General features: G+C 36.2%; 29 protein-coding genes. 10 read left to right on the top strand and 19 right to left on the bottom strand.

Features of this window, described 5'->3' with window-relative positions:
- Positions 1-17: 17 nt before the first annotated feature.
- The 7 genes from SJY44_RS12570 to SJY44_RS12540 form a co-directional block, all read right to left on the bottom strand.
- Positions 18-2,417: a TonB-dependent receptor gene (locus SJY44_RS12570; RefSeq protein WP_396589985.1), complete on the bottom strand. Its 2,400-nt coding sequence runs from the start codon at positions 2,415-2,417 to the stop codon at positions 18-20.
- Between the two features lie 422 nt (positions 2,418-2,839).
- Entirely contained in the window at positions 2,840-3,142 is a 303-nt protein-coding gene (locus SJY44_RS12565) for a DUF6787 family protein (RefSeq protein WP_298926909.1), read from the bottom strand.
- A 30-nt stretch (positions 3,143-3,172) separates the two neighbouring features.
- Entirely contained in the window at positions 3,173-3,631 is a 459-nt protein-coding gene (locus SJY44_RS12560; protein ID WP_298926907.1) for a DUF6146 family protein, read from the bottom strand.
- Positions 3,632-3,700: 69 nt separating this feature from the next.
- Positions 3,701-4,342, bottom strand: coding sequence for a DUF937 domain-containing protein (locus SJY44_RS12555; RefSeq protein ID WP_298926904.1), 642 nt, complete (start codon positions 4,340-4,342; stop codon positions 3,701-3,703).
- Positions 4,343-4,410: 68 nt separating this feature from the next.
- A complete protein-coding gene (locus SJY44_RS12550; RefSeq protein WP_396589984.1) occupies positions 4,411-5,364 on the bottom strand; it encodes a D-2-hydroxyacid dehydrogenase in 954 nt (317 codons plus the stop codon).
- A gap of 4 nt (positions 5,365-5,368) precedes the next feature.
- On the bottom strand, positions 5,369-6,433 hold the full coding sequence (gene serC, locus SJY44_RS12545; protein WP_396589983.1) for a 3-phosphoserine/phosphohydroxythreonine transaminase: 1,065 nt from the start codon (positions 6,431-6,433) through the stop codon (positions 5,369-5,371).
- A gap of 72 nt (positions 6,434-6,505) precedes the next feature.
- Positions 6,506-7,552, bottom strand: coding sequence for an acyl-CoA reductase (locus tag SJY44_RS12540; RefSeq protein ID WP_396589982.1), 1,047 nt, complete (start codon positions 7,550-7,552; stop codon positions 6,506-6,508).
- A gap of 87 nt (positions 7,553-7,639) precedes the next feature.
- Between SJY44_RS12540 and SJY44_RS12535 the strand changes: the two genes are divergently transcribed.
- Positions 7,640-7,993, top strand: a complete 354-nt coding sequence (locus SJY44_RS12535; RefSeq protein WP_298926894.1) for a 4Fe-4S dicluster domain-containing protein — start codon at positions 7,640-7,642, stop codon at positions 7,991-7,993.
- An 11-nt stretch (positions 7,994-8,004) separates the two neighbouring features.
- Here SJY44_RS12535 and speB read toward each other — a convergent pair whose 3' ends face one another.
- Positions 8,005-8,781: an agmatinase gene (gene speB, locus SJY44_RS12530; RefSeq protein WP_396589981.1), complete on the bottom strand. Its 777-nt coding sequence runs from the start codon at positions 8,779-8,781 to the stop codon at positions 8,005-8,007.
- A gap of 115 nt (positions 8,782-8,896) precedes the next feature.
- Between speB and SJY44_RS12525 the strand changes: the two genes are divergently transcribed.
- Positions 8,897-9,025 (top strand): hypothetical protein, encoded by a 129-nt coding sequence (locus SJY44_RS12525; protein ID WP_298926890.1) that lies wholly within the window; start codon positions 8,897-8,899, stop codon positions 9,023-9,025.
- Positions 9,026-9,051: 26 nt separating this feature from the next.
- Here SJY44_RS12525 and SJY44_RS12520 read toward each other — a convergent pair whose 3' ends face one another.
- A complete protein-coding gene (locus SJY44_RS12520; protein WP_396589980.1) occupies positions 9,052-9,480 on the bottom strand; it encodes a response regulator in 429 nt (142 codons plus the stop codon).
- Between the two features lie 188 nt (positions 9,481-9,668).
- Here SJY44_RS12520 and ychF point away from each other — a divergent pair, with 188 nt between their 5' ends.
- The 4 genes from ychF (at position 9,669) to SJY44_RS12500 (ending at position 16,409) form a co-directional block, all read left to right on the top strand.
- The gene (ychF, locus tag SJY44_RS12515) at positions 9,669-10,763 is read left to right on the top strand and encodes a redox-regulated ATPase YchF (RefSeq protein WP_396589979.1); all 1,095 of its coding nucleotides are present in this window, start codon (positions 9,669-9,671) and stop codon (positions 10,761-10,763) included.
- Between the two features lie 113 nt (positions 10,764-10,876).
- A complete protein-coding gene (locus tag SJY44_RS12510; protein ID WP_298926884.1) occupies positions 10,877-12,727 on the top strand; it encodes a DNA topoisomerase IV subunit B in 1,851 nt (616 codons plus the stop codon).
- A 31-nt stretch (positions 12,728-12,758) separates the two neighbouring features.
- Positions 12,759-15,386 carry a DNA gyrase/topoisomerase IV subunit A gene (locus SJY44_RS12505; protein WP_396589978.1) on the top strand — a complete coding sequence of 876 codons (2,628 nt, stop codon included), beginning with the start codon at positions 12,759-12,761 and terminating at the stop codon, positions 15,384-15,386.
- A 66-nt stretch (positions 15,387-15,452) separates the two neighbouring features.
- The gene (locus tag SJY44_RS12500) at positions 15,453-16,409 is read left to right on the top strand and encodes a sterol desaturase family protein (protein WP_396589977.1); all 957 of its coding nucleotides are present in this window, start codon (positions 15,453-15,455) and stop codon (positions 16,407-16,409) included.
- A gap of 3 nt (positions 16,410-16,412) precedes the next feature.
- Here SJY44_RS12500 and SJY44_RS12495 read toward each other — a convergent pair whose 3' ends face one another.
- Genes SJY44_RS12495 through SJY44_RS12485 form a run of 3 tightly spaced genes read right to left on the bottom strand, consistent with a single transcriptional unit; the run spans position 16,413 to position 18,034 of the window.
- Entirely contained in the window at positions 16,413-17,225 is an 813-nt protein-coding gene (locus tag SJY44_RS12495; RefSeq protein WP_298926876.1) for a TerC family protein, read from the bottom strand.
- 2 nt (positions 17,226-17,227) lie between these two features.
- A complete protein-coding gene (locus SJY44_RS12490) occupies positions 17,228-17,605 on the bottom strand; it encodes a DNA topoisomerase IV (protein ID WP_298926874.1) in 378 nt (125 codons plus the stop codon).
- Positions 17,606-17,647: 42 nt separating this feature from the next.
- The gene (locus SJY44_RS12485) at positions 17,648-18,034 is read right to left on the bottom strand and encodes a helix-turn-helix transcriptional regulator (RefSeq protein WP_396589976.1); all 387 of its coding nucleotides are present in this window, start codon (positions 18,032-18,034) and stop codon (positions 17,648-17,650) included.
- Positions 18,035-18,326: 292 nt separating this feature from the next.
- Between SJY44_RS12485 and SJY44_RS12480 the strand changes: the two genes are divergently transcribed.
- The 3 genes from SJY44_RS12480 (at position 18,327) to SJY44_RS12470 (ending at position 20,564) form a co-directional block, all read left to right on the top strand.
- Complete coding sequence (locus SJY44_RS12480) at positions 18,327-19,442, top strand: M14 metallopeptidase family protein (RefSeq protein ID WP_396589975.1); 1,116 nt, start codon at positions 18,327-18,329, stop codon at positions 19,440-19,442.
- A 100-nt stretch (positions 19,443-19,542) separates the two neighbouring features.
- Positions 19,543-20,022, top strand: coding sequence for an Lrp/AsnC family transcriptional regulator (locus SJY44_RS12475; protein ID WP_055392737.1), 480 nt, complete (start codon positions 19,543-19,545; stop codon positions 20,020-20,022).
- Between the two features lie 26 nt (positions 20,023-20,048).
- Entirely contained in the window at positions 20,049-20,564 is a 516-nt protein-coding gene (locus SJY44_RS12470) for a DinB family protein (protein ID WP_396589974.1), read from the top strand.
- Between the two features lie 14 nt (positions 20,565-20,578).
- Here the strand turns inward: SJY44_RS12470 and SJY44_RS12465 are convergent, their stop codons facing one another.
- Both SJY44_RS12465 and aroB read right to left on the bottom strand, forming a co-directional pair.
- Positions 20,579-20,917, bottom strand: a complete 339-nt coding sequence (locus tag SJY44_RS12465) for a hypothetical protein (protein WP_396589973.1) — start codon at positions 20,915-20,917, stop codon at positions 20,579-20,581.
- 95 nt (positions 20,918-21,012) lie between these two features.
- Entirely contained in the window at positions 21,013-22,068 is a 1,056-nt protein-coding gene (gene aroB, locus SJY44_RS12460; RefSeq protein WP_396589972.1) for a 3-dehydroquinate synthase, read from the bottom strand.
- A 91-nt stretch (positions 22,069-22,159) separates the two neighbouring features.
- Between aroB and SJY44_RS12455 the strand changes: the two genes are divergently transcribed.
- Complete coding sequence (locus SJY44_RS12455) at positions 22,160-23,332, top strand: proline dehydrogenase family protein (protein ID WP_396589971.1); 1,173 nt, start codon at positions 22,160-22,162, stop codon at positions 23,330-23,332.
- Here SJY44_RS12455 and SJY44_RS12450 read toward each other — a convergent pair.
- The 5 genes from SJY44_RS12450 to tsaE form a co-directional block, all read right to left on the bottom strand.
- Complete coding sequence (locus SJY44_RS12450; protein ID WP_396589970.1) at positions 23,329-23,703, bottom strand: DUF4258 domain-containing protein; 375 nt, start codon at positions 23,701-23,703, stop codon at positions 23,329-23,331. The genes SJY44_RS12455 and SJY44_RS12450 overlap by 4 nt on opposite strands.
- 6 nt (positions 23,704-23,709) lie before the next feature.
- Positions 23,710-24,909, bottom strand: coding sequence for an alanine dehydrogenase (locus SJY44_RS12445; protein ID WP_396589969.1), 1,200 nt, complete (start codon positions 24,907-24,909; stop codon positions 23,710-23,712).
- A 45-nt stretch (positions 24,910-24,954) separates the two neighbouring features.
- Entirely contained in the window at positions 24,955-25,497 is a 543-nt protein-coding gene (locus SJY44_RS12440; protein ID WP_396589968.1) for a hypothetical protein, read from the bottom strand.
- 89 nt (positions 25,498-25,586) lie between these two features.
- Positions 25,587-25,724: a hypothetical protein gene (locus tag SJY44_RS12435; RefSeq protein WP_396589967.1), complete on the bottom strand. Its 138-nt coding sequence runs from the start codon at positions 25,722-25,724 to the stop codon at positions 25,587-25,589.
- Between the two features lie 173 nt (positions 25,725-25,897).
- Positions 25,898-26,314: a tRNA (adenosine(37)-N6)-threonylcarbamoyltransferase complex ATPase subunit type 1 TsaE gene (tsaE, locus tag SJY44_RS12430; protein WP_396589966.1), complete on the bottom strand. Its 417-nt coding sequence runs from the start codon at positions 26,312-26,314 to the stop codon at positions 25,898-25,900.

Genomic DNA, 26,314 nt, shown 5'->3' with positions numbered 1-26,314 from the left:
TTTAATTTAAATTTTATTTAATAATTGAGTTTTAATTGTAAAATGATATTTCTACCCAAATCATCTGCAAAAAAACGTTGCCGATTTAGGTAATCTCTATAATTTGTATCTAAAAGGTTACTGACCGTAAGACTGGTTGTAAGTTTTAAATTGTTTTTAAACGGAAACTCCATTTTTGAACTAACACCCAACAGATGATATGCTTCTGGTGGTGTGTTTATTTCCAATACTACTTCTTGTTGCTGCTCAGGTGAGAATGCGGTAATGTTATCTGGGTGCTCGTTTTGTTCAAATACATACTGACTTTCCAAACTAAATTCAAAATTGTTCCATTCTGGCTTTACAAAAGTCAGTTTGTTTCTAAAATTTGCAGCAGGTATATTGATCAATGCGCTGTTGTTTTCAGTATCTGTTCCTTTAACCAAGGAAAATTGATGGTCCGTTCTCCAATTACCCGTCCAATCAATATAGGCAGCAGTATCAACTCCCAATAACCTTGCATTTGTCTGTCGATACTCCCAAACGGGAAAGGCACCTCTAATGGTAAACTCTACACTCGTTGGCTCCAAAAGAATAAAATCTTGAATGAAATTAGCATAGGGCTCTAGTGTAAATCCCCAGTTATTAAAATCTTGCTGATATGATGCTGAGATTTTATGGGAAGTTTCACTTTTAATACGAAGATCACCCAACTCTATACGTGCTGCGGAATGATGCAAACCATCACTGAACAGTTCTGAAGGATTAGGAGCCCTTTGCGAAAGAGCATAATTAATTCTTATTACAGAACCACTGTTTTCAGCGTACTGAGCACCAAATGTTGTAGAGAAATTATGATAATCAAATATTGGATTGGTAAGCAATTGTGTTCCCAGATCATTAATTATCAAATCTTGAAACTCTTGATCATAACCACGTTCTTCCCATCTAGACGTTTGGTAAAACTTTTTTGCATCAATACGGTTAAAATCATAGCGAAAACCTGCATCAACAAGAATTTCATCGGTTAACCGATATTCTCCCGTAACAAAAGCTCCAAAATCATACTTTTCATAATCAGGTATCAATCTCCTTACGCCTGTGGTAGGATTAGCAAAGTTTTCTTGAAATCTCCCTAAAATACCAAACTGAAGTTCGTACAGCTCTTTGGCATCCCATTTAAAATCAGTTGAAAAGGTATGAGTGGTCAACTCTAAATCTATAGATGCTTGGTTATCACGTTCTCCTCTTCGCACATCAAATTCGAAACGCCTGTTGTTTTGATAGTCATATTGAACATTCCATTTGCCCAGACCTTCAAATCGTTTGTAGAATTTTAGCTTGCCCAAATGGTGGGTAACTTCCTGTCTAGGATTTTGAATGTCATAGGTAAAGGGTCTGATTATCTCTGGTTGACCATTATTGATACCTCGTATCAAATCATCAATGTTGCCAATATGAGAGGCCCTAAGTACAGCAATTTCAGAATTATAATAAGAGTATTTTGCATCCCACCCCCAAGTAAAAAGCTGTTTTCCAAACTGTAAAGAAGCTCCTATTTCTTGAACTCCAGTATTAGAGAGCACATAATCTGGAGCTTCATGATCCCCCAATCGTTTATATGATCCTTGTCCTCTTAGATACCATCCACTCTCAAATGCTTTGATAAGCTCTGTGGTTATATTTCCGCCTCTACCGTTTGAAACCCCGTTTACAATACTTTTGCCATACAAAGTATCCTTAGCAGGAATCCTTGCCTGTTCCATAACTATAACACCACCAATAGCATCGCCTCCGTATAACAGTGCAGAAGCACCTTTAATTACTGATATTGTTCCTGCTGCATTGATATCTATGTTGGGAGCATGTTCATCTCCCCATTCCATATCTTGCATTCGCACGCCATCGTTCAGTATTAAAACCCTACTGCCGTTGAGACCATGAATAGCAGGTTTTACAATATTGGCTCCAGTATTTAAAGATGAAACTCCCGCCAACTCTTTTAAAGCATCTCCTAAACTACCAGAACTGAATTGCTCCAACGTTTTAAGCTTTAATGATTCTTCTAGGGCGGAATTGGTTTTTTCAGCAACAGCATCACCGACCACCTTTACTTCTTCAAGTTCCTCTAAGTGATGCTCTAACTTTATATCAATCCATGTAATTCCATCTACTTCCACTTTAATAAAAGTGGTTGTACACTCAGGATGCGAAATTTCCAATTCGTAAAGACCTGGGCAAAGACTTGGGATTTGAAATTTTCCCTTGTTGTCGGTTTTTACGATTTTTTGATTTCCTAATATTTGAATACTTGCATTTTCTAGAGGTGTTTTGTTGTGATAATCCATAACCTGACCCGTAAGGATGTCGGTACAATCTTGGGAAAACCCATATATAGGGATTACAAGTAAAAATGCAATGAAAATATATATTTTCATTCTGAACAAAATAAATTAGTAAAAAATAGATAGTCCGCTATAGAAAGACGGAATGCTTTGGCCGATTAACTAATGTAATGAGGAGGAGGCCTAGAAAATAGGTGATAAGAAAAGTCTTTTTTAGTGTTAAGACTTATGTAGTAAAAGTTATTGTCTTGTAAGTTAAGAAATGTAGGATGAAAGGCTTCAGAATTTGCAACTTGATTAAGCTCTACGCCTTGGTTTTCAACTACCAAATCACAGATTTTGCAATTTTCAATTTTTTCTTGATTACCGTCTTGGTGTGAATACACGTGAAGTGCTGACACCTTGACAAACATCAAGGAAACGAATATAAAAAGCCCAAGAATTTTTCTAAAATCCTTCATTGTGCAACAAATCTATATAATTAGTTGGTTTCCGTTGTGTTAAGGAAAACATAATTAATTAAACAAAAAACCTAATCCCATACGTTTCAACATTTTCTTCTCGAAGTTCCAGAAGAACTGAAACTGACCAAACAACCATCCAAAGAAAACCAGCAAAACTTGATAAATGGGAAAAATCAACAGTATTCTAATAGGCCAATAAATCCAACCAGAAAGCTGTTCTTTGTCCAGCCCAATTAAGTCAGCGGCAGGGGCGGCAAGTTTGGCAGCGCAACTACCAGTAACACCAAAAACAATAAAAATAACTACTATTTGGAAGTTGGATTCTATTCCCCAACGTTTTTTTAATTTTTCCATCGACAGAATTTCGATGGCAAAAATAATACTTTAAATTCTAGGAATGAAAGGACCTAAACGTTGGTTGTATTTGCGTTGAAAATAAATGAAATAGTTATACAATTTATAATTCACCTCATATCCATAATCAATACCGGGATTGTAATCTATTTGAAGTTCGTACAAATTTGGATTGAAGCGCTGTGGCTGCAATACCCTTTGGTTCCAATTAATTACCATTAGGTTATTTCTGTTTTCTAAAAAGTGTTGAGAGTAATAACCTTCAGGTCTTGCTATACTTTGTAGCCATGTATAAAACCCAGGTTCAATAATGATGATTTCGTACTCTGTTTCTTCATTCTTTATCTCAACTTTTTCTTCCACTTTGGAATTGAACACTTCTTGTTCTTTGGTTGAAATATCAAGTGCTTCTTTTTTTGCCGTGCAGGATGCAAACAATCCTAAAACCAAGATTAATGCAATTAACTTATTTAAAACGTTCTTTTTCATAATATTAAAGTACAAAAAAAGCCATTTAGATTTCTAAATGGCTTTGTTAAATAAAGTTAAGATGGGTATTTATTTTCCAAAAAGACCTCCTAAAAGACCTCCAAGGCCACTCTTTTTTTGGCCTCCACTATTTAATACCATTCCAGCTAAATCATCTATTACGCTGCCATCTCCATCAGAATCTAAAAAGCTTTCAATCAACGATTGTTGTTTGTTGGCAGTATTGCCGCCTCCCATAAGGCCTCCTAAAAGTCCACTTAAAGCATCTGGACTGCTAACATTTTGCTGTTTGGTCTGTTTGCCCAAGTAACCTAATAAAATTGGTGCGGCAATTTTTAATATTTGTGAAATTGAGCCAGCATCGATTCCTGATTTGCTGCTCAGTGCATTTTCAACTTGTGGTTGTTTAGACCCAAACACGTGACCTAATATCCCAGCGCCATCATCCATAACTCCCTGATCAACCCCGCCTCCAAAAAGACCTCCAAGGTTGTCCAATATACTGCCATCGTGTTTTGATGATAATGCACTCATTAAGCCTTGCGCGCCTCCAGGAGTAGAGGCATTTTTCTTCATGGCACCCATTAAAAGGGGCATAGCCATACTTAGAACGTCTGCTGTTTTGTTTTCTGGTTGTCCAGTTTGACCAGCAACGCCGCTGATTAATTGTTTGCCCATTGGGCTATTTAATAAATCTAATAATCCTGACATTTTATAGTGTTTAGTTTAGAGTGACAATGTACAAAAAAGAACCTTTTGCCTAGACAGATAAAAATGAACTATTTAAGCAGTTTGATAATTTGCATGGCCAATTCTGAACCTATGCGCTGTTGAGCCTCTTTGGTAGCAGCACCTATATGGGGAGTCAGAGATATTTGTGGGTGCATTAATATCCGAATTTCTGGATTTGGTTCAGATTCAAAGACATCTAATCCTGCAAAGGCTATTTTTTCAGCCTCCAAAGCATCAACCAATGCAACTTCGTCCACAACTCCTCCTCGGGAAGCATTGATTACTCCAACGCCGGGTTTCATCAGTTTAAATTCTTTTTCACCAAGTACGTAGGTTTTCTGTGCTGGAACATGAACACTTATAAAATCTGAATTTTTAAGTAAAATGTCCATAGGGCTGTTCTCTAGCTCAAACTTTATGGATTGTCCATCAAAAAAAGGAATTTCCAAAGTAGCTTTAGGAACAAATTTATCATGGAACAATACCTTCATTCCCAGGCCTAATGCCATTTTAGCTGTAGCCTGACCAATTCTTCCAAACCCGATTAAGCCAAGGGTTTTTCCTCGCAACTCGGTGCCACCGGCGTAGCTTTTCTTAAGCTGCTTGAATTTACTGTCTCCATCTAATGGCATATTCCGGTTTGAGTCATACAAAAACCGAACTCCTCCGAATAGATGCGCAAAAACCAATTCTGCAACGGATTCTGAAGATGCCGCAGGTGTATTTATAATATGAATTCCTTTTGATTTTGCGTAGTCAACATCAATATTGTCCATACCAACTCCACCACGACCAATAAGTTTAAGGTTTGGGCAGGAATCAATCAATGATTTTCTTGCCTCTGTAGCACTTCTTACCAATAGACAACTGATATCGTTATCATTAATAAAATTTGCCAATTGCTCTTGTGCAACTGTTGTTGTAATTACATCAAAACCTTCTTTTTCAAGTAAGTCAATCCCAGTCTGAGCTATTCCGTCGTTTGCTAAAATTTTACCCATTTACCTATCCTTTCTTTTCTAACTCGCTCATTATATCCACAAGAACACCTACACTTTCTAAAGGAAGGGCATTGTACATAGATGCACGGTAGCCGCCAACGGAACGATGACCTTTAATTCCATTGATTCCTGCTTCCTTGCATTTTTCATCAAAGGTTTCCCTAAGGGTATCGTCTGTAATATTGAAAGTAGCGTTCATAATAGAGCGATCTTCCTTGGCCGCATATCCAGAGAAAACGGGGTTTAGTTCTACTTCAGAATAAATAAGATTTGCTTTTCTTTCATTAATTTCTTCTATAGCAGGTATTCCACCCAAATCTTTCAACCACTGCATGGTGAGCATAGAAACATAAACAGGAAAAACAGGAGGAGTGTTAAACATACTGTCTTTTCCTATATGTACTGCATAATCTAACATTGAAGGGATTTTATGTGATACCTTACCCAAAATACCTTCTTTAACGACTATTAATGTTGTGCCTGCCGGTCCCATGTTTTTCTGTGCCCCTGCATAAATTAAATCGAACATGGAAAAATCCATCTGCCTAGAAAAAATATCCGAACTCATGTCACAAACTATAGGGACATTAGTTTTAGGGAATTTTTTTATTTGTGTTCCAAAAATGGTATTGTTGGAAGTTAGGTGCAAATAATCCAAATCATTAGGGATAGAATATCCTTTTGGAATATAATTGAAGTTCTGGTCTTGAGAAGAGGCAACCTCTACTATTTCTCCAAACAATCTTGCTTCTTTGATGGCTTTTAAACTCCATGTGCCAGTATTGATGTAACCTGCTTTTTTATCTAACAAGTTGTATGCAGCCATTAAAAACTGAGTGCTTGCACCACCTTGAAGAAACAGCGCCTGATATCCTTTCCCCTCTAAACCTAAAAGCTCCAGAGCTAGGGAACGTGCTTTCTCCATAATAGCAACAAACTCTTTGCTTCGGTGAGAAATTTCTATAAGGGATAGTCCAATGCCGTCAAGTTCAACAACTGCTTCGGAAGCTTTTTGCATTACTTCTTGTGGCAAAATACAAGGGCCTGCGCTAAAATTGTGCTTTTTCATTTCTAATAAATTAAGACGCAAAGGTCGAAAAATTATAGGAAACGGAAACGATTCAAAAAGATCTAATTTTTATTAGAGTTGCAATAAGAAGTTCATAGTATCAATTCCATCTGCATAGTCATCCAATCTTGGTTTTTGAGTCTCTCCATAATTAATCTCTTCTTCCAGTATTCCATTGGATACAATACACTGGATATGCGCTTCGTTTTCCTGTATTTCCTTTTTTAAATCAGAAACAGTGTCATAATATTCGTAGAACAAGGAAGCAATTGGTGATGAAAAGCTTTTATCCTCTTTTAGAATTAGAAAACCATTGTCCAAAATTTTGAACTCACTCATTAGATAAACTGCCTTATTATAGTCATAGTTGTTGGCATATTTATTTTGATGGATAATATCCTTAAAAGGAAAAATACCATTAAAAAACTCATCAAAATTGTAGTTTCTCGGCACATAGATTTTTGAAACATTTCTGCACCCCAATCCGTAGTATCTAAAAATATCTTCTCCTAGGGCAGAAAGCTGTTCTTTTGATTCGTTTCCCGTTAGAACCGCTACAGAATTTCTATTCTTTCGTATGATATTCGGTTTTTTCCCAAAGTAATACTCAAAGTATCTGCCTGTATTGTTGCTTCCAGTTGCAATGACCGCGTCAAAACTTTCAAACTTGCCTTCAATAAACTGTATTTTGTTTTTAAGTGTTGGGTCTTGAGCTATCAAGTGTTTAGAAAGAAAAGGGAGAAGCACCATGTCATTTGATGATAGTTTTGCCAAAACCTTATTTCCTGACAACAAAACACATAAAAAATCATGGAATCCTACTAATGGAATGTTTCCGGCCATTACAAGTCCAACAGTTTTTGTTTCCTTAGATGAATCAAAACTATAATGGGAAAGCCAATTTGTTAAATGTTCTTCAGTGAGTAACAATGACCATTGCTTGAGGGCAAATAAAATATTTTCTTGGTTAAACCAACTGTTTTGCTGCTCTGCTCTTATTACGGCATCGAGAAACTCTTGGTGGTTTTCACTGTCTATGGAATTATGATTTTCACAAAAATCAGTAATAAAACTTCCAAGTTTAACAAAAGCTTGCAATGTAGAGGTATACGCCATCATTATATTTGTACACTAAATTGGTAGGGTTTATTTTTGCTCAAAAGTAAGCATGCTGAAATTATTTCAGCATAAAGGAAAAAGAAAATTATGGCAATTATAATAACAGATGAATGTATTAATTGTGGTGCTTGCGAACCTGAGTGCCCAAATACTGCAATTTATGAGGGAGCTGATGAATGGCGTTATAGTGATGGTACTTCTCTTGAAGGGGACGTAGTGTTGCCTGATGGTAAAGCAGTTAATGCTGATGAAGTACAAGTTCCCATAAGCGATGAGATTTATTATATTTCACCTGATAAATGTACAGAATGCATGGGCTTTCATGAAGAGCCACAGTGTGCAGCAGTGTGTCCGGTAGATTGCTGTGTGCCAGATGAAGATCGTGTGGAGACCGAAGATGAGCTTCTAGGAAAGCAGAAGTTTATGCACCCAGATGGGTAACCTCAAGGTTTTTAAAGCATTTTTGAAATTATTTCTTTAAACAACTTTGCGCATACCATTGCAGTCATGTTGTTAACATCCCTTTTTGGATTGTATTCTACAATGTCCGCTCCAATAATGGGCACATTAATTTTTTGTATAATATTGATTACTTGCCGCGTACTTAAACCGCCTGGCTCATGATGAGATACACCGGGCGCAAAAGCAGGATCCAGAGCATCCATATCAAACGATAGATATAATGGGTTTTGAAATGTTGGCATTTTGGTAGATTCAAAATCTTTCATCTCAATAATTTCAACCCCATATTTTTCAGCATTCTCTCGTTGTTCAGAATTTAAGGTGCGAATGCCAACCTGCACCAATCGGTTTGCTAGATTATTTTGCATGATATTGTAGAAAGGGCATGCATGAGAAAAGGAATCTCCATTCAGACTGGAATATAGATCGCTATGAGCATCAATATGCAAAATATCTATTGTCCCATACACTTTCTGAAATGCTTTGATAATAGGAAAGGTAATGGAATGGTCGCCTCCTAAAGTTAAAAGAGGGTTTCCTTCTTCAAGATTTTCAGCGGTTATTTTCTCAATATCGAAATACTCAGAGATATTGTAATCGCCTTTGTCGTTTAATAAATCAGAGGTTATTGAAGTACCATCTTCAGAAAAGTAATTTGCAGAATTACTGTGATAAGCTTCTCTAATTAGGGGAGGAGCCAATCTTGGACCTTTTAAAAAAGAAGACTTCTCATCGTATAATATTCCTTGTAATGTAATTTTTGTCATGCACTAAAGTTATGAACTGGTACACACTTTTTCTATTTGTTTATTATACTGCTTACAAAAACGTAGATACATCAATTCTTTTTACTTTTATCAGACCATAAAGATTTGAGGTGCTATGCAAGAAAAGGAAGAAACATATAATGGATTTTGGAAGCAGATAGGCTGTACACTTTCCGTAATTGCCATACTTGGGATTATCTCAGTCGTTGTTATCGGATTTTACATGCTTTTTCAAGGATTCTAGCTAGATAGTTTTTGATTCTCTACCCATTAACACGCAAACTCCTCAAAGCAATCATTGATAACATTTTTTTGAGATAAATCTTTTGGTTTCAGCGGTTTTTTAAAATGCCTTTTTATAATTGAGTTGTAAATAACAGCATTATCTAAATGCTCAAAGATTGTAGAACTCACAACATAAACACTTAATTGTTTGTTTGAAGCTTCCAAACCAGTTATGATATCGAGAAAATCTATGCCGTTCACTCCGGGCATTTCTAAATCCAATAACACTAATATTTTCTTTTGCGCTTTAATGTCTCGCACTAAGTATTTAAGCGCTTGTACAGGAGAAGAATAGGTTAGTTGGTTCTTTGAAAGCTTAGATTTTTCTAGCAGTTTTTTATGGACTTTACAGGTAACCTCGCTATCATCGATAACATAAGATACGTCAAAAGGCTCGCAATCGGTATTGATCATTGGTATCTAAAATTTTTGTTATAACAGTATTGCCATAATTTTATTACCCCAAGGATTGATCTTTTGGATGAAAGGTCACAAATTAACGACCACTGTAAAAATTAAAAAGTTTAATACTCGCGAGCATTTATAATAATTTTAAAATTGATTTATAAATGGGCTTATATTTGCACCCTTAAAACTTGAACATGAAAGCGGGTATTGTAGGATTGCCAAACGTAGGAAAATCAACTTTGTTTAATTGCTTATCTAATGCAAAGGCGCAGAGCGCCAACTTTCCCTTTTGTACCATAGAACCCAATATAGGTGTTGTTAACGTGCCCGATGCTCGAATGGAAAAACTGGAGGAATTGGTAAACCCAGAGCGAGTTGTTCCCGCAACGGTTGAAATTGTTGATATTGCCGGGCTGGTTAAAGGAGCCAGTAAAGGCGAAGGACTTGGAAATCAGTTTTTAGGAAACATCCGAGAAACAGATGCCATTCTTCACGTGCTCAGATGTTTTGACAATGACAATATTGTTCATGTGGATGGATCTGTAGATCCAATGCGTGATAAAGAAACTATTGACATGGAACTCCAATTAAAAGATTTGGAAAGTGTTGAAAAGAAATTGGACAAAGTTAAGAGAACTGCAAAAACAGGAAACAAAGATGCCCAAAAAGAGGCAGCTGTGCTTACCAGTCTTAAAGAAGGTCTTGAAGCAGGAATATCTGTTCGTGCTATTTCCCTTAGTGATGATGACCGTACAGAATATGTAAAACCATTACAATTGATTACAGATAAGCCGGTAATGTATGTCTGTAATGTAGATGAAGAAGCTGCTACTGATGGAAATGCCTATGTTGAAAAGGTAAAAGAAGCTGTGGCCAATGAAAATGCTGAAGTTATTTTTTTAGCTGTGGGCACAGAAGCTGATATTACCGAATTGGATACATATGAAGAAAGACAAATGTTTCTGGAAGATTTAGGGCTGTCAGAACCAGGGTCGGCCAAATTAATCCGAGGAGCATACAAATTGTTGGATTTAGAAACTTATTTCACGGCAGGCGTAAAGGAAGTAAGAGCTTGGACCATTCCAGTTGGGGCAACCGCTCCTCAAGCTGCAGGTGTAATCCATACAGACTTTGAGAAAGGGTTTATTCGCGCAGAGGTTATTGCTTACAACGATTATGTGCAGTATGGAAGCGAAACCAAGGTAAAAGAAGCTGGTAAAATGCGTGTAGAAGGGAAGGAATATGTTGTAAAAGATGGTGATGTCATGCATTTTAGGTTCAATGTTTAAATCCAATCATAGTATTTGTTGGTATATCAACAGCTTTTGTTGATTACTTTCTACAGTCCACATTTTTATTTCTCAGCCTAAATTTTATATTAGCAAGGATTAACCCTTAACTAATGGCAGAAACCAAGTATACCGAGGATAATATTCGTTCCCTGGATTGGAAGGAGCATATTCGCATGCGTCCCGGTATGTATATTGGCAAGTTGGGAGATGGTTCATCTGCCGATGATGGTATCTACATTCTTCTCAAAGAAGTCCTGGACAACTGTATAGATGAGTTTGTCATGGGCGCCGGTAAAACCATTGAAATCAATATCAAAGAAAGTACGGTTCATGTTCGTGATTATGGACGTGGCATTCCTTTAGGGAAAGTGGTAGATGTGGTTTCCAAAATGAACACTGGTGGAAAATACGACACCCGAGCTTTTAAAAAATCCGTAGGGCTTAATGGAGTTGGAACAAAAGCGGTAAATGCACTTTCCAACTTTTTTAAAGTTGAATCGATTAGGGACGGAAAACTAAAAGCTGCAGAATTCAAAGCTGGGAATTTGGTGGATGAAGAGCTGATCGATTCCACAAAACGTAGAGGGACCAAAGTTACCTTTGTTCCAGATGAATCTATTTTTAAAAAATACAAATACCGGAGCGAGTATGTAGAACGCATGCTCAAAAACTATGTATACCTTAATCCAGGGTTGACCATTGTATTTAATGGCGAAAAATTCTTTTCAGAAAATGGATTGAAGGATTTATTGGAAGACAATAATAGCATGGAGGACATGCTGTATCCTATCATCCATTTAAAAGGAGAGGATATTGAGGTGGCCATTACCCATAGCAGGACTCAGTACAGCGAGGAATATCACTCGTTTGTAAACGGGCAACATACCACGCAAGGTGGAACGCACCAAGCTGCTTTTAGAGAGGCCATTGTAAAGACCATCCGTGATTTTTATGGAAAAAACTATGATGCTTCAGATATAAGGAAATCAATAATATCAGCAATTTCCATTAAGGTGATGGAGCCAGTTTTTGAGAGTCAGACCAAGACTAAACTAGGTTCTACGGATATGGGCGGAAAACTGCCTACTGTGCGTACTTACATTAATGATTTTATGGGTAAGTACCTTGATAATTACCTTCATAAGAACCAAAGTACCGCAGAAGCAATCCAGCGCAAAATTGTTCAAGCAGAAAAAGAACGTAAAGAACTTTCAGGAATTCGAAAGCTAGCTCGTGATCGCGCCAAAAAAGCAAGTTTACACAATAAAAAGCTTAGGGATTGTCGTGTTCATCTTCAAGATATGAAGAAGGACAGAAGATTGGAGTCTACGTTGTTTATTACGGAGGGAGATTCGGCATCGGGTTCCATTACCAAATCTAGAGATGTAAATACACAAGCGGTTTTCAGTTTGCGGGGTAAACCTTTGAATTCCTATGGCATGTCCAAAAAAATCGTTTATGAAAATGAAGAATTCAATTTACTACAAGCAGCTTTGAACATTGAAGAATCAATGGAAGATCTGCGTTACAATAATATTGTAATAGCTACGGATGCTGATGTTGATGGAATGCACATACGTTTATTGTTGATTACATTCTTTTTGCAGTTCTTCCCAGAGTTGATAAAAGAAAACCATTTGTATATTCTACAAACTCCTCTTTTTAGGGTTAGAAATAAAAAAGAAACCATTTATTGCTACAGTGAAGAAGAAAGACGAAATGCTATTCAAAAGCTTACTGGTAAACCAGAAATTACACGATTTAAGGGATTAGGGGAGATTTCGCCAGATGAGTTTAAACATTTTATTGGCGACGATATCCGTTTGGAACCTGTAATGTTGGACAAGGCAATGAGCATTGATAATTTATTGAAGTTTTATATGGGGAAAAACACCCCTGATAGACAAGAATTCATCATAAAAAACCTTAAAGTAGAACTTGATTTAGTAGAAGAAAACTAACTATAAACCAGATAAATGTATCCCCTTCTAAATGGAAGAGAATGAAGATTTGAATGATGAAGGTTTAGAAAGCCAAGACAGTTCCCAGGATAGCCTCACAAGGGTGACCGGAATGTATAAGGATTGGTTTTTAGACTATGCCTCTTATGTTATTTTAGAACGTGCAGTTCCAGCAATAGAAGACGGTTTTAAACCGGTGCAACGCAGGATAATGCATGCATTGAAAGAGTTGGATGATGGTAGGTACAACAAAGTTGCCAATGTTGTTGGCCATACCATGCAATACCACCCCCATGGAGATGCAAGTATTGCAGATGCCATGGTTCAAATAGGGCAGAAGGATTTACTTATAGATACACAGGGGAACTGGGGAAACATCCTAACTGGAGATAGAGCTGCAGCTTCAAGATACATAGAAGCCCGCCTTTCAAAATTTGGATTGGAAGTTGTTTTTAGCCCAAAAATTACAGAGTGGCAACTTTCATATGATGGTCGAAAGAAAGAACCGGTAAATCTTCCTGTCAAATTCCCATTGTTATTGGCGCAAGGAGCTGAGGGTATTGCGGTGGGGCTATCCACTAAAGTGCTCCCGCATAACTTTAACGAGTTAATTGATGCGTCCATTAAACATTTAAAAGGACAACGATTTAAATTGTTTCCAGATTTTCCAACTTCGGGAATCATAGATGTTACTAATTACAACGATGGTGTACGGGGAGGAAAGATTCGTGTTCGTGCTAAAATTTCCACTTTTGACAAGAACACCTTGGTCATTAATGAAATACCCTACGGAACAAATACATCATCTTTAATAGATTCTATCTTGAAAGCCAATGAAAAAGGTAAAATCAAGATTAAGAAAATTGAAGATAATACAGCGGCCGAAGTAGAAATTTTGGTTCATTTACCAAATGGAATTTCTCCAGATAAAACCATAGATGCATTATATGCCTTTACGGCTTGCGAATCTTCCATATCTCCTTTAGGATGCATCATAGAAGATAACAAACCTTTATTTATTGGGATTACAGAAATGCTGGAACGTTCAACGGACTACACTGTTGAATTGTTAAAGGCTGAACTTGAAATTCAACTTAGAGAACTAGAAGAGCAATGGCACTTTGCGTCCTTAGAGCGAATTTTTATTGAGAATAGAATCTACCGGGACATTGAGGAAGAAGAGACATGGGAAGGTGTTATTGCTGCAATTGATAAGGGTCTTAAGCCGTTTACAAAAAACCTTAAAAGAACAGTTACGGAAGAGGATATCGTTCGTTTAACAGAAATCCGCATTAAACGTATTTCTAAGTTTGATTTGGAAAAAGCGCAGCAGCTTCTTGATAGTTTAGAAGAGAAGATTGCTCAAACCAAGCATCATTTAGAGCATTTGGTGGATTATGCCATTGATTATTTCAAAGAGCTTAAAAAGAGATACGGTAAAGGTCGTGAACGTAAATCCGAGATAAAAATATTTGATGATATAGAGGCTACCAAAGTGGTCATAAGAAATACCAAACTCTATGTTAATCGTGAAGAAGGCTTTATTGGGACTTCCTTAAGGAAAGACGAATATGTTACAGATTGTAGTGATATAGACGACATCATAGTTTTTACACAAAAAGGTGAAATGATGGTGACCAAAGTTGACTCCAAAACCTTCATTGGAAAAGGCATCATACATGTTGCTGTATTTAAAAAGAAGGATAGTCGTACTATTTATAATATGATTTATAAAGACGGAAGGGGAGGCCCAAGCTATATCAAAAGGTTTAATGTTACAAGTATAACTCGTGATAAGATGTATCAATTGGCAGGAGGTAAACCTACTTCCGATATGCATTACTTTTCGGCCAACCCCAATGGAGAGGCAGAGACTATTACCGTATTACTTAGACAATCTGGTAGCATTAAGAAATTGAAATGGGATTTGGATTTCGCTGACCTTTTGATAAAAGGAAGAGCCTCCAAAGGAAATTTGGTCACAAAATACCCCGTAAAAAGAATAGAGCTCAAAGAAAAGGGAGTTTCCACGCTTAAGCCCAGAAAAATTTGGTTTGATGATATCGTGGGGCGCTTGAACGTTGATGGTAGAGGAGAACTGCTAGGTGATTTTAAAGGAGATGATTTACTATTGATCATTGACCAAAAAGGGAAAGTAAAAACAATTCCGCCAGACTTATTGACCCGGTTTAATGAAGATATGATCGTTTTGCAAAAGTGGAATCCAAAGAAACCTATTTCAATAGTGCATTATGAAGGTGAAAAAGAACGCTATTACATAAAACGGTTTTTAATTGAGAGTCCTAACAAGGAGGATTTAGTAATTTCCGAACACCCAAAATCCCATCTTGAATTGGTTTCCACTGATTGGCGACCAGTAATTGAAATTGAATTTCCAAAACCAAGAGGCAAGGATGCAAGACCAAATCAAGAAATAGATGTGGAAAGTTTTATAGGCATAAAAGGTATAAAGGCAATTGGAAATCAGCTTACGTCAGAGAAGGTTAAAAATATTAATGCCTTGGAATCATTGCCTTTTGAAGAGCCTAAAGAAACTGTTCCTGAAGAGATAGAAGTAATTGATGAAGAGTCCATAGGCTTTGCTGATAATGAAATAGATTCAAAAGATGAAGGTTCTGATCAAACAACTTTGTTTTAATGCATTTTTCTAACTATTTTGGCATTCAAGTTATACACACCTAACCCAATAGCTTAAATTTTATATATGGATTTCACTAACCCGTTAGTTTACGGTGTACCTGTTTTTATTGCCTTTATCTTATTTGAGCTTACTTATAGTAAAACACATGGAGACGATCATCTTTACGTCTGGAAAGATTTAGCCGCAAGTGGTTTTATGGGTGTAGGTTCTGCTGTTATAGGTCCTTTGTTCAAGGTTATTTTTGCCATTGTTCTTTTTGAAGGTGTATATGAATTATGCAATCCTTTGGTTGATGGTGTTCGTCAAAATATTCTGGGCTATGAGTCTTTTGGCTATGCATGGTACATCTGGATTTTATGTCAATTAGCTGATGATTTCACCTATTATTGGTTTCATAGAGCCAATCATGAAATAAGGGTTCTTTGGGCCGCGCATATTGTACATCATTCTTCGGATAATTTCAATTTGGGTACTGCTGTTCGTAACGGATGGTTTACTATTCTTTACAAACCCCTATTTTATATGTGGATGACCGCAATTGGCTTTCCTCCTGAAATGGTTGTTGTTTGTTTAGGAATTGAAGCGTTATGGCAATTTCAGTTGCATTCCGTTTATGTTCCAAAAATGGGTTTTATAGAAAAAATATTCAATACACATACTATGCATCAAGTACATCACGCTCAAAATGTGGAATACTTGGATAAAAACCATGGTGGGTTTCTAAATATTTTTGATAAGATGTTTGGTACGTGGAAGGAACTTGATGATGATGTTGATGTAAAATACGGAGTGATTCACTCACCAGATTCGTATAATCCAGTTGTAATTCTCACCCATGAGTTTAAGGACATATGGAATGATGTGAAAAAGTCCAAGAAATTATCTCACAAATTAATGTACATCTTTGGCCCACCTGGGTGGAGTCATGATGGTAGCACCCTTACGGTAAAACAACAGCAGAAACTTCATCTGGACCATAAACAACAGCATCCAGAATTGGCGTATCAGCGTCCAAACTAATTCTTATTCTTCGGAAAGTTCGGTGTTCTGTTTTTTGTTCTTTTTCATTCTAAGGTCAAAAAACTCAACCATTAAGGAGAATGTTATCGCAAAATAAAGATATCCTTTAGGTATAGCCCCAATTTCATTATCGAACACTACTAAATGTGATAAGTGTGCGGCCTCGGTTATCAGCATAAACCCAATAAGGATAAGGAAAGATAATCCCAAAACCTGTACGGAAGGGTGTTTGTTTACAAATTCCCCTACTGGATTGGCAAACAACATCATAACGACTACTGAAATAACAACAGCAGTTATCATTAATACTAATGCATCTGTTGGGTTGGGAGAAATACCATTGGTCATACCAATGGCGGTTAAAATAGAATCAAAAGAAAAAACAATGTTGATCACGGTAATTTGAACAATTGCATTGGTCAATGATGATGAGCGTGATTTTGTAACCTCTCTTTCATCATGACCTTTGTCCTCAATTTTTTCGCGGATTTCCTTAGTGCTTTTATATAAAAGGAAAAGACCTCCTAAAAATAAAATTAGAGCTTGCCAGCTAATGCCTCCGGTAATCCATGACTCATCAACAACAAGAAAAGGTTTTTTCATCTTTGTAAGCCAGGTAATCCCAAAAAGCAAAAGAATTCTCATACCCATGGCCAAGACCAATCCAAGATTGGTTGCTTTTCTTCTATCTTTCTTTTCTAATTTGCCAGCTGCAATAGAGATGAAGATAATATTATCTATCCCCAGGATAATTTCTAAAAAAGTCAAGGTCAACAATGCCATCCAGGCATCAGGGCTAGTAAAGATTTCAAACATGGTTAGTGTATTTTGTATGCGGTTCCTTTAAATTTACGCTTGTCGCCAATGGCATTATATTCAAATGTATAAGAAGAATCTGAAGTAGTCAATATTTTTATATGAATTGATTTTTCTTCAGCTTTGTTTTTGGGGTTCTTGTTTTTCAGAACATATTCGCAATCATTGATCCACCTTATAGAGGAGGTGTCTTGCTTTCCTTCAAAATTATCAACTTCAATTTCTAGGGTTCTAGAAAATGTTGTTGTTTTCTCTTCTCCATTAATGATACTGGTAAATGAAAAATCTCCTGTTTTAAAGTTTTTGCAGTTACGTTGGGGAGGTTCGTTGCAGGCACTAAAAGTTATTAGCAATGCACCAAGAATTATTTGCTTCATCATAATTACAAAGTAAATGGAAAGAACCGAAATAGATAAACAACCTCAACTATTTTTTAACTCAAAAGATTCAAAAGTTCCATCTGTATAAAAGATTACAATTCTTGACGCCTCGACTTTACCTAAATTGGATTTTTCCCCAACCTTTGGTATAATTTTTTCTTGAGAAGCTAAAGGGAAAGTTGGAGTAGGGGAATCTTCATTTTGTTCTGAATGGGGAAAATTCCCTTTTCCGTTAAGCAACCAATACAAATTAACTTCAGGATAAGTCTGAACTACTTTCATTACAAAATCTAAGCTCGGTTTGTTTCTTCCTTTTAGAAGATGTGAAATGCTGGAACGTTGAACACCTATCTTATCTGCAAAGGAAGATATGGTAAGTCCGTAATGGTCAATTACCGTTTGTATGCGTTCTATAATCTTATCGTTCACAATTGTATTTAAGTTTGTATAAAAGTATTCATTGTTTTCCTTAGACGCAATGAATATTTGGTATATTATTACTGATAATTATAAACTATTAAGTTATATAATGTGCTGTAAATATCTCTTTTAAAGTTGTTTATAATGCTTATTATAAATATGTTGATTGAATTTAAAAATGCTTGACACATTTGTAATTTATCATTATAAAATAGAGTACAATTGTAAACTTATTCAATGATAATCGTTCACATTTATAACATATAGATGATTTACTTTTGTAAACTCTAATCAAATTTCAATGCCTTTGATTAATCATTCAGATTATAAAGAAAGAACTATAGAAGGTCGATATGTCACTCTTGAAATATTGCGAAAGAGGTGGTTTGCAAACCTTGACCCTTCCACACTTCAAAATATAGGAACGTCAGTTGAAGGCGATACCATAAAATCAATTACTCTGGGGAACGGAGATAAAAGAGTATTGATGTGGTCACAAATGCATGGCAACGAATCTACCACGACAAAAGCTGTAATGGACATGATTAATTTTGTGACCTCTGATGACGAACTTGCTAAAGCTATTAATGAAAGGTGCACGATTCTGGTGATACCCATTTTAAATCCTGATGGAGCAAAGCGATATACTAGGGTAAATGCAAACACAGTTGACCTAAATAGAGATGCAAAATTGCTTACACAGCCAGAAAGTGTGACATTACGGAATGTCTTTGAAGAATTTAAACCTGATTATTGCTTTAACCTTCATGACCAACGCACATTATTTAGTGCGGGCAAAACTGAAAAACCTGCAACAGTTTCCTTTTTATCTCCATCCAGTGATAGTGAGCGCAATGTCACTCCCACAAGAGAAACGGCAATGAAGCTCATAGTTGCAATGAATAACATGCTGCAAAAAGAAATCCCAGGGCAGGTGGGGAGGTACGATGATGCATTTAATGATAACTGTGTAGGTGATTTTTTTCAGATGAAAGAAGTCCCAACCATATTGTTTGAAGCTGGACATTACCCAAAGGATTACCATAGGGAAAAAACCAGGGAATTTATCTTTCAGTCATTATTGGAAGGGCTTGATATAATAGCTCACGAAAAGGTTGAAGGTTTTAAAACTGATGATTATTTTGAGATTCCGGAGAATGAGAAACTGTTTTATGATGTTTTGATTAAAAACCCTCAGGTAGTTAATCCAAATTTGAATCCAAGCCATTGTATTGGAATTCGATTTAAAGAAGTACTAAAGGAAAAAGCCATTTTGTTTGTACCAGAAATTGTCGGTATCCATGAATTAAAAGAGTGTTTCGGCCACGAAACATTTGATTGCTCGCAGCAAAAAGATTTCGAGGCATTATCTTTTCGTAAGGAAATTCTTAATTTAATTATCATAACTGAACAATAGATAGGTGTTTGGACTCAGTTCTTACATTTTATTTAAAAAAAAAGCATTTTTTTTACGTATATTTTCTTAATTAACTAATTTTGTTGAAAATAATAGCGCAATGAGTAAAGTAAAATTGGACGAAATTGATCACCAGATATTAGACATGTTAATAGATAATACCCGTACTCCCTTTACGGATATTGCTAAAAAACTTTTAATTTCTGCTGGTACAGTTCATGTGAGGGTAAAGAAAATGGAGGAATCTGGAATAATAAAAGGTTCTTCACTTACACTGGACTATGTAAAACTGGGGTATTCTTTTATCGCTTATGTTGGTATTTTTCTTGAAAAAACCCATCAGACCAAATTTGTATTGGAACGTCTTAACCAAATTCCATATGTTACTGTTGCTCATATCACTACAGGGAAATTCAATATCTTCTGTAAAATAAGGGCTAAGGATACTACGCATGCAAAGAACATCATTTTTAAGATAGATGATATTGACGGTATCAGTAGAACAGAAACAATGATTTCGTTAGAAGAAAGTATCAACGACAAAAAACGTTTGATGCATACCATTTTTAACGAACTGTAATTTTTAATTTACTTTCTTATTTTACTATGAGGAGCACAGATTTACCTGTTTCTGAATATAACCCCTATTACCATACTTACATTCTTGCTTTAGGAGATGTTAATTTAATGGATAGCCTTAAAGAGGGGATGGTAGATTTTTCATCTTTTATGGAAGGACTTCCAGAAGGAAAACTAAACTATTCTTATGGAGAGGGAAAGTGGACCTTGGCAGAAGTTTTAATGCATATTATTGATGCTGAACGTGTGTTTCAATACAGGGCACTACGATTTGGGAGAAATGATGATACATCATTGGCTGGTTTTGATCAAGATATCTACGTACCCCAATCTAATGCTTCTGGAAAGACGGAAAAAGAAATACTGGACGAATACCAAGCGGTAAGAAATGGCACCATTAGCCTCTTTAAATCTTTTGATGATGACGCGTTAAAACGGATTGGTATGGCCAGTGACTCCAAGATGAGTACTAGGGCAATGGGATTCATTATATGTGGACACCAGGCCCATCATTTAAAAATAATCCGAGAACGCTATTCTTAGGGTAGAGTAATTTTTTAGTATAGGCTATCAGTTTCTAAATCCGTATCTGATTCCAATTCTGGATTGTTGAATTCATTCTCTTCAGAATCAAGAACAGCTTCTGCATTTACATTCTTATCCAATTCTTTTTCAATGTTTTCCTCAAAATTTGAGATAAACTTGGAAAGGCTCTTACTAATTTTAACCAAGTAAATGGCATCATCAGTCTTTACTTCAACAGCTTCAATGATTTCCCCATTTGGTTTTTTAAGGGTAATAATATCTTCATCACCATAACCATAGGGGTAAGAATCTATTAAAACAGCAGCAACCTTGTGGTCCAATTTTTTGTAATCTATCAATATTCGTTTCATACTGGATGGGTTTTGATTTCCTAACCTAAGCTATGAATTTTTATATCTGATAAATCCAAAGAGTTGTCAATGGCAACTTTTAGTATATATACTTGCTATTCTGCGTAGTAAGCAAATGCTTTGGCAAAAAGATTGTTCGGTACCTTAATATCTATAAGCGCAGTTCCTATTTCTTGGAGTAAAACAAAATTGACATCACCATGTGAATTTTTCTTGTCGTACTTTAAAAGCTTGAGAATGGCCTTAATATCTTGGTTGTCAAAGGTTACACGTCCAAAGTGTCTCAGAAAAGTTTCTTTTATTTCTTGTAGGGATAATTTAGACAATCCTTTTAGTTCATGAGAAAAATAGCCCTCTAGGATCATACCAATAGCAATAGCTTCTCCATGTAAAAGTGTTTCCTTTTCAGGGTTTTCCAAACAATAAGACTCAATGGCATGCCCAAGGGTGTGTCCAAAATTTAAAATCTTTCGTAAACCTTGTTCGGTAGGGTCTTGGATAACTACATCGTTTTTTATGGAAATGGATTTTTTAATGCATAGCGCATCTATAAATTCATTCTTTTCCTTCAAGGATTTCCAGTAATCGGCATCCATGATAAGGCCATGTTTCAACATTTCCGAATACCCACTTTTCAATTGTCTGGCTTCCAGTGTTTTAAGAAACCCAGGGAATACCAATACCATCTGTGGTTGATTGATGACTCCAATCTGATTTTTTAAAGCCCCTAAATCAACTCCAGTCTTTCCACCTATAGACGCATCTACCATGGAAAGTAGGGTAGTAGGAATATTTATAAAATCTATACCTCGTTTAAAAGTGGATGCCACAAAACCTCCTAAGTCGGTAAGAACACCTCCACCAAGATTTAACAAAAGACTTTTTCTATCTCCATCATGGCGAGACAATAACTCCCAAACCTTTGAGCAAGTGGTTATATTTTTATGGTCTTCTCCAGATTGTATTTCCAGAATAGCATCAACCCTTTTTTCAAGCTTCTTTTTGAAAATGGGTAAGCAATACTTTTTGGTATTCTCATCAACTAAAATAAACACCTTGGAGTAATTGCTTTTTGCAATGTGTTGTCTAAGAGCAGCTTCCGCCAATTCCTCCAAATGAACCTCGTATGAATGCGATTTTATAGACTCCATAATTTAATTTGCACTGCTAAATAAAGACTATTTTTATAGATAATGTTCTAGAATCCCTACTTATATTTGAATCTTTAATATATCGATAATAATGTACCCAAATTTTGAGAATACTGCAATAGCATTTCAGTTAAAAACAGACTCTGAATTAGAACGCGCTTATTTCCTGTTTAAACTCATAGCAAACGAACCATTGGTGAAAATTGGAACAGCAGTGACCAATTTTGCCATTAAGGCGCACCTCCCTATTGAGGGTTTGATTAGGGCAACAGTTTTTGATCACTTCTGTGGTGGGGTGAACGAGGAAGATTGCATGCCCATTATTGATAAAATGTTCGAAAACGGGGTGTGTTCTATCTTGGATTACTCGGTGGAAGGAAAAGAGATAGAAGACCAGTTTGATTTTGCTTTGAACAAGACGTTGGAAGTCCTGGATTTTGTAAAAGAAAAGGCTGCTATTCCCTTTGCTGTGTTTAAACCTACTGGGTTTGGCCGTTTTGAACTCTATGTGAAAGTCAGTGAGGGTAAAACACTAAGCGATGTTGAATCTGCTGAATGGGAGCGTGTTTTAAACAGGTATGATCAAGTTTGCAAAAAAGCACATGATCTTGATGTATGTTTATTGATTGATGCAGAGGAAAGTTGGATGCAAGATGCTGCGGATGCCATTTCTTTGGATATGATGCGGAAATACAACAAGAAAAAAGCGGTTGTGTTCAATACCATACAGATGTACCGATGGGATAGAATGAATTTTTTAAATGAATTGAATGATACTGCTATTTCTGAAAATTTTAAAATTGGCTTGAAGGTAGTTCGCGGGGCGTATATGGAGAAAGAAAATGAAAGGGCAAAAGAACATGGCTATAAAAGCCCAATCTGTGAATCGAAACAGGCAACGGATGAAAATTTTGATGAGGCCATTTCTTTTATGATGAACCATTTGGACAAGATTTCAATTTTTTCAGGAACACATAATGAGGAAAGTTGTTTAAAGCTTGTTTCCCAAATGAAGGATAAAGGTTTAAATGCCTCCCATCCCAATATTTGGTTTGGTCAATTGTACGGAATGAGCGATCATATCACCTATAATTTAACGGCAGAAGGCTACAATGCTGCCAAATATGTTCCTTATGGACCAGTTAGAGATGTAATGCCATATCTTATAAGAAGGGCAGAGGAAAATACTTCTGTAGCTGGCCAGACCACTAGAGAACTTGGATTGTTGCAAAAAGAAAAGAAAAGACGAAAACTGGATATTTAGTCCCTAGATTGAATAGTTTCAGCAATGACCCTATCATTGCAATTCTTCATTTTCATTACCCAATCTTTACCCTCTACCGTATTAGAGATATAATAGATTTTGCAAGGTTTGGCTTTTGTGTCGCTTTTGCCAAAATCTATACTTCCCTCTCTTAAGAAAGATTTTGCTATGAGTGAATCGTTGGCGGTAGTTCCCATATTTTCAGAAAAAACAAGAGGCTTGGACCTCATATCTTTTAGAACCCTACAATTGGGGAAATAGCAAAACTCTGTTCCAGTTTCATCGGTTTTTTTCTTTAGAAAAAAAACAAGAAATACAATTCCGATGGATAATCCAACAAGGTACCATCCCAAACGCTTTAAAAATGCCATGCTTTTTTAAAAAATAAGAAAATTAATATCATTATATGTAAGTTCAAACCAGTCCCCAACAGATTTGTTGGTTAAAATACCATGGTACATATACAGGCCATTGCGCAATCCTTTGTCAAACCGAAGTGAGTGTTCTAATCCACCATCTTCTCCAATTTTCAATAAATATGGGGTAAAAATATTACTAATGGATATGGAAGATGTTCGCGGATATCGTGATGGAATATTTGGGACACCATAATGGATTACATTAAATTTTTCTACAGTTGGTTTGTCATGGCTGGTTACTTCAGAGGTTTCAAAACAGCCGCCCATATCAATACTAACGTCAATGATTACGGCGCCTTTCTTCATATTTTCAACCATAGTACTGGAGACTACAATAGGGGAGCGGTCCTGTCCTCTTGTGGCACCAATGGCAACATCACACCGTTTAAGAGACTTTAAAAGATTTTTAGGTTGAATGGTAGAAGTGTATACCGTTTGGTTAAGGTTGGTTTGAATATTACGAAGTTTGGTTATGGAATTATCAAATATTTTAATGTTTGCTCCAAGTCCCAGTGCAGAACGCGCGGCAAACTCGCCAACGGTACCGGCTCCAATAATCACCACTTCAACCGGAGGAACACCACTGATATTGCCAAACATTAAGCCGTTGCCCTTATTGGTGGTGGCCATTAACTCTGCGGCTATTAAGATTGAAGAAATACCCGCAATTTCACTCAATGATCGTACAGCAGGATATTTTCCATCTTCATCTCTTATGTATTCAAAAGCTATTGCAGTAAGTCTTTTTTTGGCCATTGCCTCAAAATACTGCTTGGACTGTGTTTTAATCTGAAGGGCGGAAATGATGATTGTCTGTGGGTTGAGCAAATCTATCTCTGATAGGGTAGGTGGTTCCACTTTTAGAATTAGCGGACACGAAAACACCTTTTTGGTATCTCTGGTTATCTCTCCACCAGCATTGGTATAATCGGCATCTGAAAAATTGGCCCCGTCTCCCGCACCTGACTCAATCAATACGCGGTGTCCATGAGCAGTAATGGCATTAACAGCATCTGGGGTAAGACATATACGTTTTTCTTGGTATTGATTTTCTTTGGGAAGACCAATAAAAAGTTCTCCTTTTTGCTTTAGAATTTCTAAAGTTTCTTCTTGAGGTAAAAGTTGCTGTTTACTAAATGGAGAAGATGGTTGGTTCATAAAATGAAAATCTGAAGGTAACTCTAGACGAGCATAATAACAAATTTACATTTTTTTTGAAAGGGTATGTTGACGTTGTTCCAGTTTCTCTCGCTCTTTACGTAGTTCTTCTTTTTCTTTTAGTATTTGTAGTTCTGTATCCATGGCATCCAAATCTATACCATGAACATGTTTGTCGAAAAGTTTTATACGAATGAAATATACAATTGGGACAATAACCATTGTCACAGCCATTACATATAGAACTTCGTTTTCGTCAACCTTATTTGAATCTGATGTGAAAGTCGAGTAAAGTTGGAAAGCATACATGGAAATGGGAATAAGTATAGCGTGGTACCACCAATTTTTACAGGTAACGAACCATAAAACTAACAATATTAATGGAGCAAGCTTGGTAAGGTAAAAATATAAAGCTGTTCCAACATCCTCAAAACCGTTTGCGGTAAACGTGAAAAATAGAATATCAATTTCTTGTTCACCATAAGGAACATACTTGTAGGAATAAAAAATTATTGGTGTAATTGCAATCATTAGCACCAATAACCCTTCCAAAAGTAATTTGTTTCTTATACCCTTTCTTTCATTCATTATATATGCATAACTATAAATACAAGAATTTATTGTAAAAAAAAACCCTTCATTAGAAGGGCTTTTGAGTCAAATAAAACTAAATAAACCTATCTAGGTCTTTTAATTTTACTTTTTTCAATACTTACAGACTGATCATCATTTACATCAATGACAGTAGTAGAAACTGCAGTCATTGCCAAGAAACCAATAGCAAGCAATCCAAAAAATAGTCTTTTAGTGTTCATCGTAAAAGAGTTTTTGGTTAATAAATGAATTCATTTCAAGAACAAATGTAGGAAAATTTCCCAACCTACAATGCATTTCACCGATAAAAATTGCATTTAATCCTATAAAGAAAGCTTTTTAACGACAGATTTGCAGTTCATCGAAACTGAGGAGAAGATATGTTTTAATAGAGTCAATCTAGACTAAACTCGATTGAGCGAGTGTTTTCATCGATAAAGTGTAAGTAAACAGATACAGTATCTTCAGGCAGTAATACTTCAATTTTTTCTGGCCATTCTATAAATAACCAAGCATTGGAATTGAGATAATCTTCAAGACCAAGGTCCAAAACCTCCAGTTCATTTTCTATTCGATAAAAATCAAAATGAAAGGCCAAAAGATTTTCATTGGCATCTTGATATTCATTCACCAAACCAAAAGTAGGGCTGTTCGCTAAGTCAATTCCTCCAAGTTCTTTAACCAAAGCTTTAATCAGGGTTGTTTTACCTGCACCCATTTCACCATAAAAACAAATGGTCTTTCCCTTTGTATGTTTTAAAAAACTTTTTGCGACCTGATTTAATTCGTCAAGCTGAAACGTAATTTTCAA

It is taken from the genome of Allomuricauda sp. R78024, assembly GCF_044596045.1.
Lineage (GTDB): Bacteria > Bacteroidota > Bacteroidia > Flavobacteriales > Flavobacteriaceae > Flagellimonas.
The sequence above is the reverse complement of the archived record's forward strand: the minus strand, read 5'-3'. Positions and strand labels throughout refer to the sequence as shown.

Excerpts from the sequence above, each read along its gene's own strand:
- SJY44_RS12570 (WP_396589985.1), bottom strand. The coding sequence starts at position 2,417 with ATGAAAATATATATTTTCATTGCATTTTTACTTGTAATCCCTATATAT.
- SJY44_RS12565 (WP_298926909.1), bottom strand. The coding sequence starts at position 3,142 with ATGGAAAAATTAAAAAAACGTTGGGGAATAGAATCCAACTTCCAAATA.
- SJY44_RS12560 (WP_298926907.1), bottom strand. The coding sequence starts at position 3,631 with ATGAAAAAGAACGTTTTAAATAAGTTAATTGCATTAATCTTGGTTTTA.
- SJY44_RS12555 (WP_298926904.1), bottom strand. The coding sequence starts at position 4,342 with ATGTCAGGATTATTAGATTTATTAAATAGCCCAATGGGCAAACAATTA.
- SJY44_RS12550 (WP_396589984.1), bottom strand. The coding sequence starts at position 5,364 with ATGGGTAAAATTTTAGCAAACGACGGAATAGCTCAGACTGGGATTGAC.
- serC (WP_396589983.1), bottom strand. The coding sequence starts at position 6,433 with ATGAAAAAGCACAATTTTAGCGCAGGCCCTTGTATTTTGCCACAAGAA.
- SJY44_RS12540 (WP_396589982.1), bottom strand. The coding sequence starts at position 7,552 with ATGATGGCGTATACCTCTACATTGCAAGCTTTTGTTAAACTTGGAAGT.
- SJY44_RS12535 (WP_298926894.1), top strand. The coding sequence starts at position 7,640 with ATGGCAATTATAATAACAGATGAATGTATTAATTGTGGTGCTTGCGAA.
- speB (WP_396589981.1), bottom strand. The coding sequence starts at position 8,781 with ATGACAAAAATTACATTACAAGGAATATTATACGATGAGAAGTCTTCT.
- SJY44_RS12525 (WP_298926890.1), top strand. The coding sequence starts at position 8,897 with ATGCAAGAAAAGGAAGAAACATATAATGGATTTTGGAAGCAGATAGGC.
- SJY44_RS12520 (WP_396589980.1), bottom strand. The coding sequence starts at position 9,480 with ATGATCAATACCGATTGCGAGCCTTTTGACGTATCTTATGTTATCGAT.
- ychF (WP_396589979.1), top strand. The coding sequence starts at position 9,669 with ATGAAAGCGGGTATTGTAGGATTGCCAAACGTAGGAAAATCAACTTTG.
- SJY44_RS12510 (WP_298926884.1), top strand. The coding sequence starts at position 10,877 with ATGGCAGAAACCAAGTATACCGAGGATAATATTCGTTCCCTGGATTGG.
- SJY44_RS12505 (WP_396589978.1), top strand. The coding sequence starts at position 12,759 with ATGGAAGAGAATGAAGATTTGAATGATGAAGGTTTAGAAAGCCAAGAC.
- SJY44_RS12500 (WP_396589977.1), top strand. The coding sequence starts at position 15,453 with ATGGATTTCACTAACCCGTTAGTTTACGGTGTACCTGTTTTTATTGCC.
- SJY44_RS12495 (WP_298926876.1), bottom strand. The coding sequence starts at position 17,225 with ATGTTTGAAATCTTTACTAGCCCTGATGCCTGGATGGCATTGTTGACC.
- SJY44_RS12490 (WP_298926874.1), bottom strand. The coding sequence starts at position 17,605 with ATGATGAAGCAAATAATTCTTGGTGCATTGCTAATAACTTTTAGTGCC.
- SJY44_RS12480 (WP_396589975.1), top strand. The coding sequence starts at position 18,327 with ATGCCTTTGATTAATCATTCAGATTATAAAGAAAGAACTATAGAAGGT.
- SJY44_RS12475 (WP_055392737.1), top strand. The coding sequence starts at position 19,543 with ATGAGTAAAGTAAAATTGGACGAAATTGATCACCAGATATTAGACATG.
- SJY44_RS12470 (WP_396589974.1), top strand. The coding sequence starts at position 20,049 with ATGAGGAGCACAGATTTACCTGTTTCTGAATATAACCCCTATTACCAT.
- SJY44_RS12465 (WP_396589973.1), bottom strand. The coding sequence starts at position 20,917 with ATGAAACGAATATTGATAGATTACAAAAAATTGGACCACAAGGTTGCT.
- aroB (WP_396589972.1), bottom strand. The coding sequence starts at position 22,068 with ATGGAGTCTATAAAATCGCATTCATACGAGGTTCATTTGGAGGAATTG.
- SJY44_RS12455 (WP_396589971.1), top strand. The coding sequence starts at position 22,160 with ATGTACCCAAATTTTGAGAATACTGCAATAGCATTTCAGTTAAAAACA.
- SJY44_RS12450 (WP_396589970.1), bottom strand. The coding sequence starts at position 23,703 with ATGGCATTTTTAAAGCGTTTGGGATGGTACCTTGTTGGATTATCCATC.
- SJY44_RS12445 (WP_396589969.1), bottom strand. The coding sequence starts at position 24,909 with ATGAACCAACCATCTTCTCCATTTAGTAAACAGCAACTTTTACCTCAA.
- SJY44_RS12440 (WP_396589968.1), bottom strand. The coding sequence starts at position 25,497 with ATGAATGAAAGAAAGGGTATAAGAAACAAATTACTTTTGGAAGGGTTA.
- SJY44_RS12435 (WP_396589967.1), bottom strand. The coding sequence starts at position 25,724 with ATGAACACTAAAAGACTATTTTTTGGATTGCTTGCTATTGGTTTCTTG.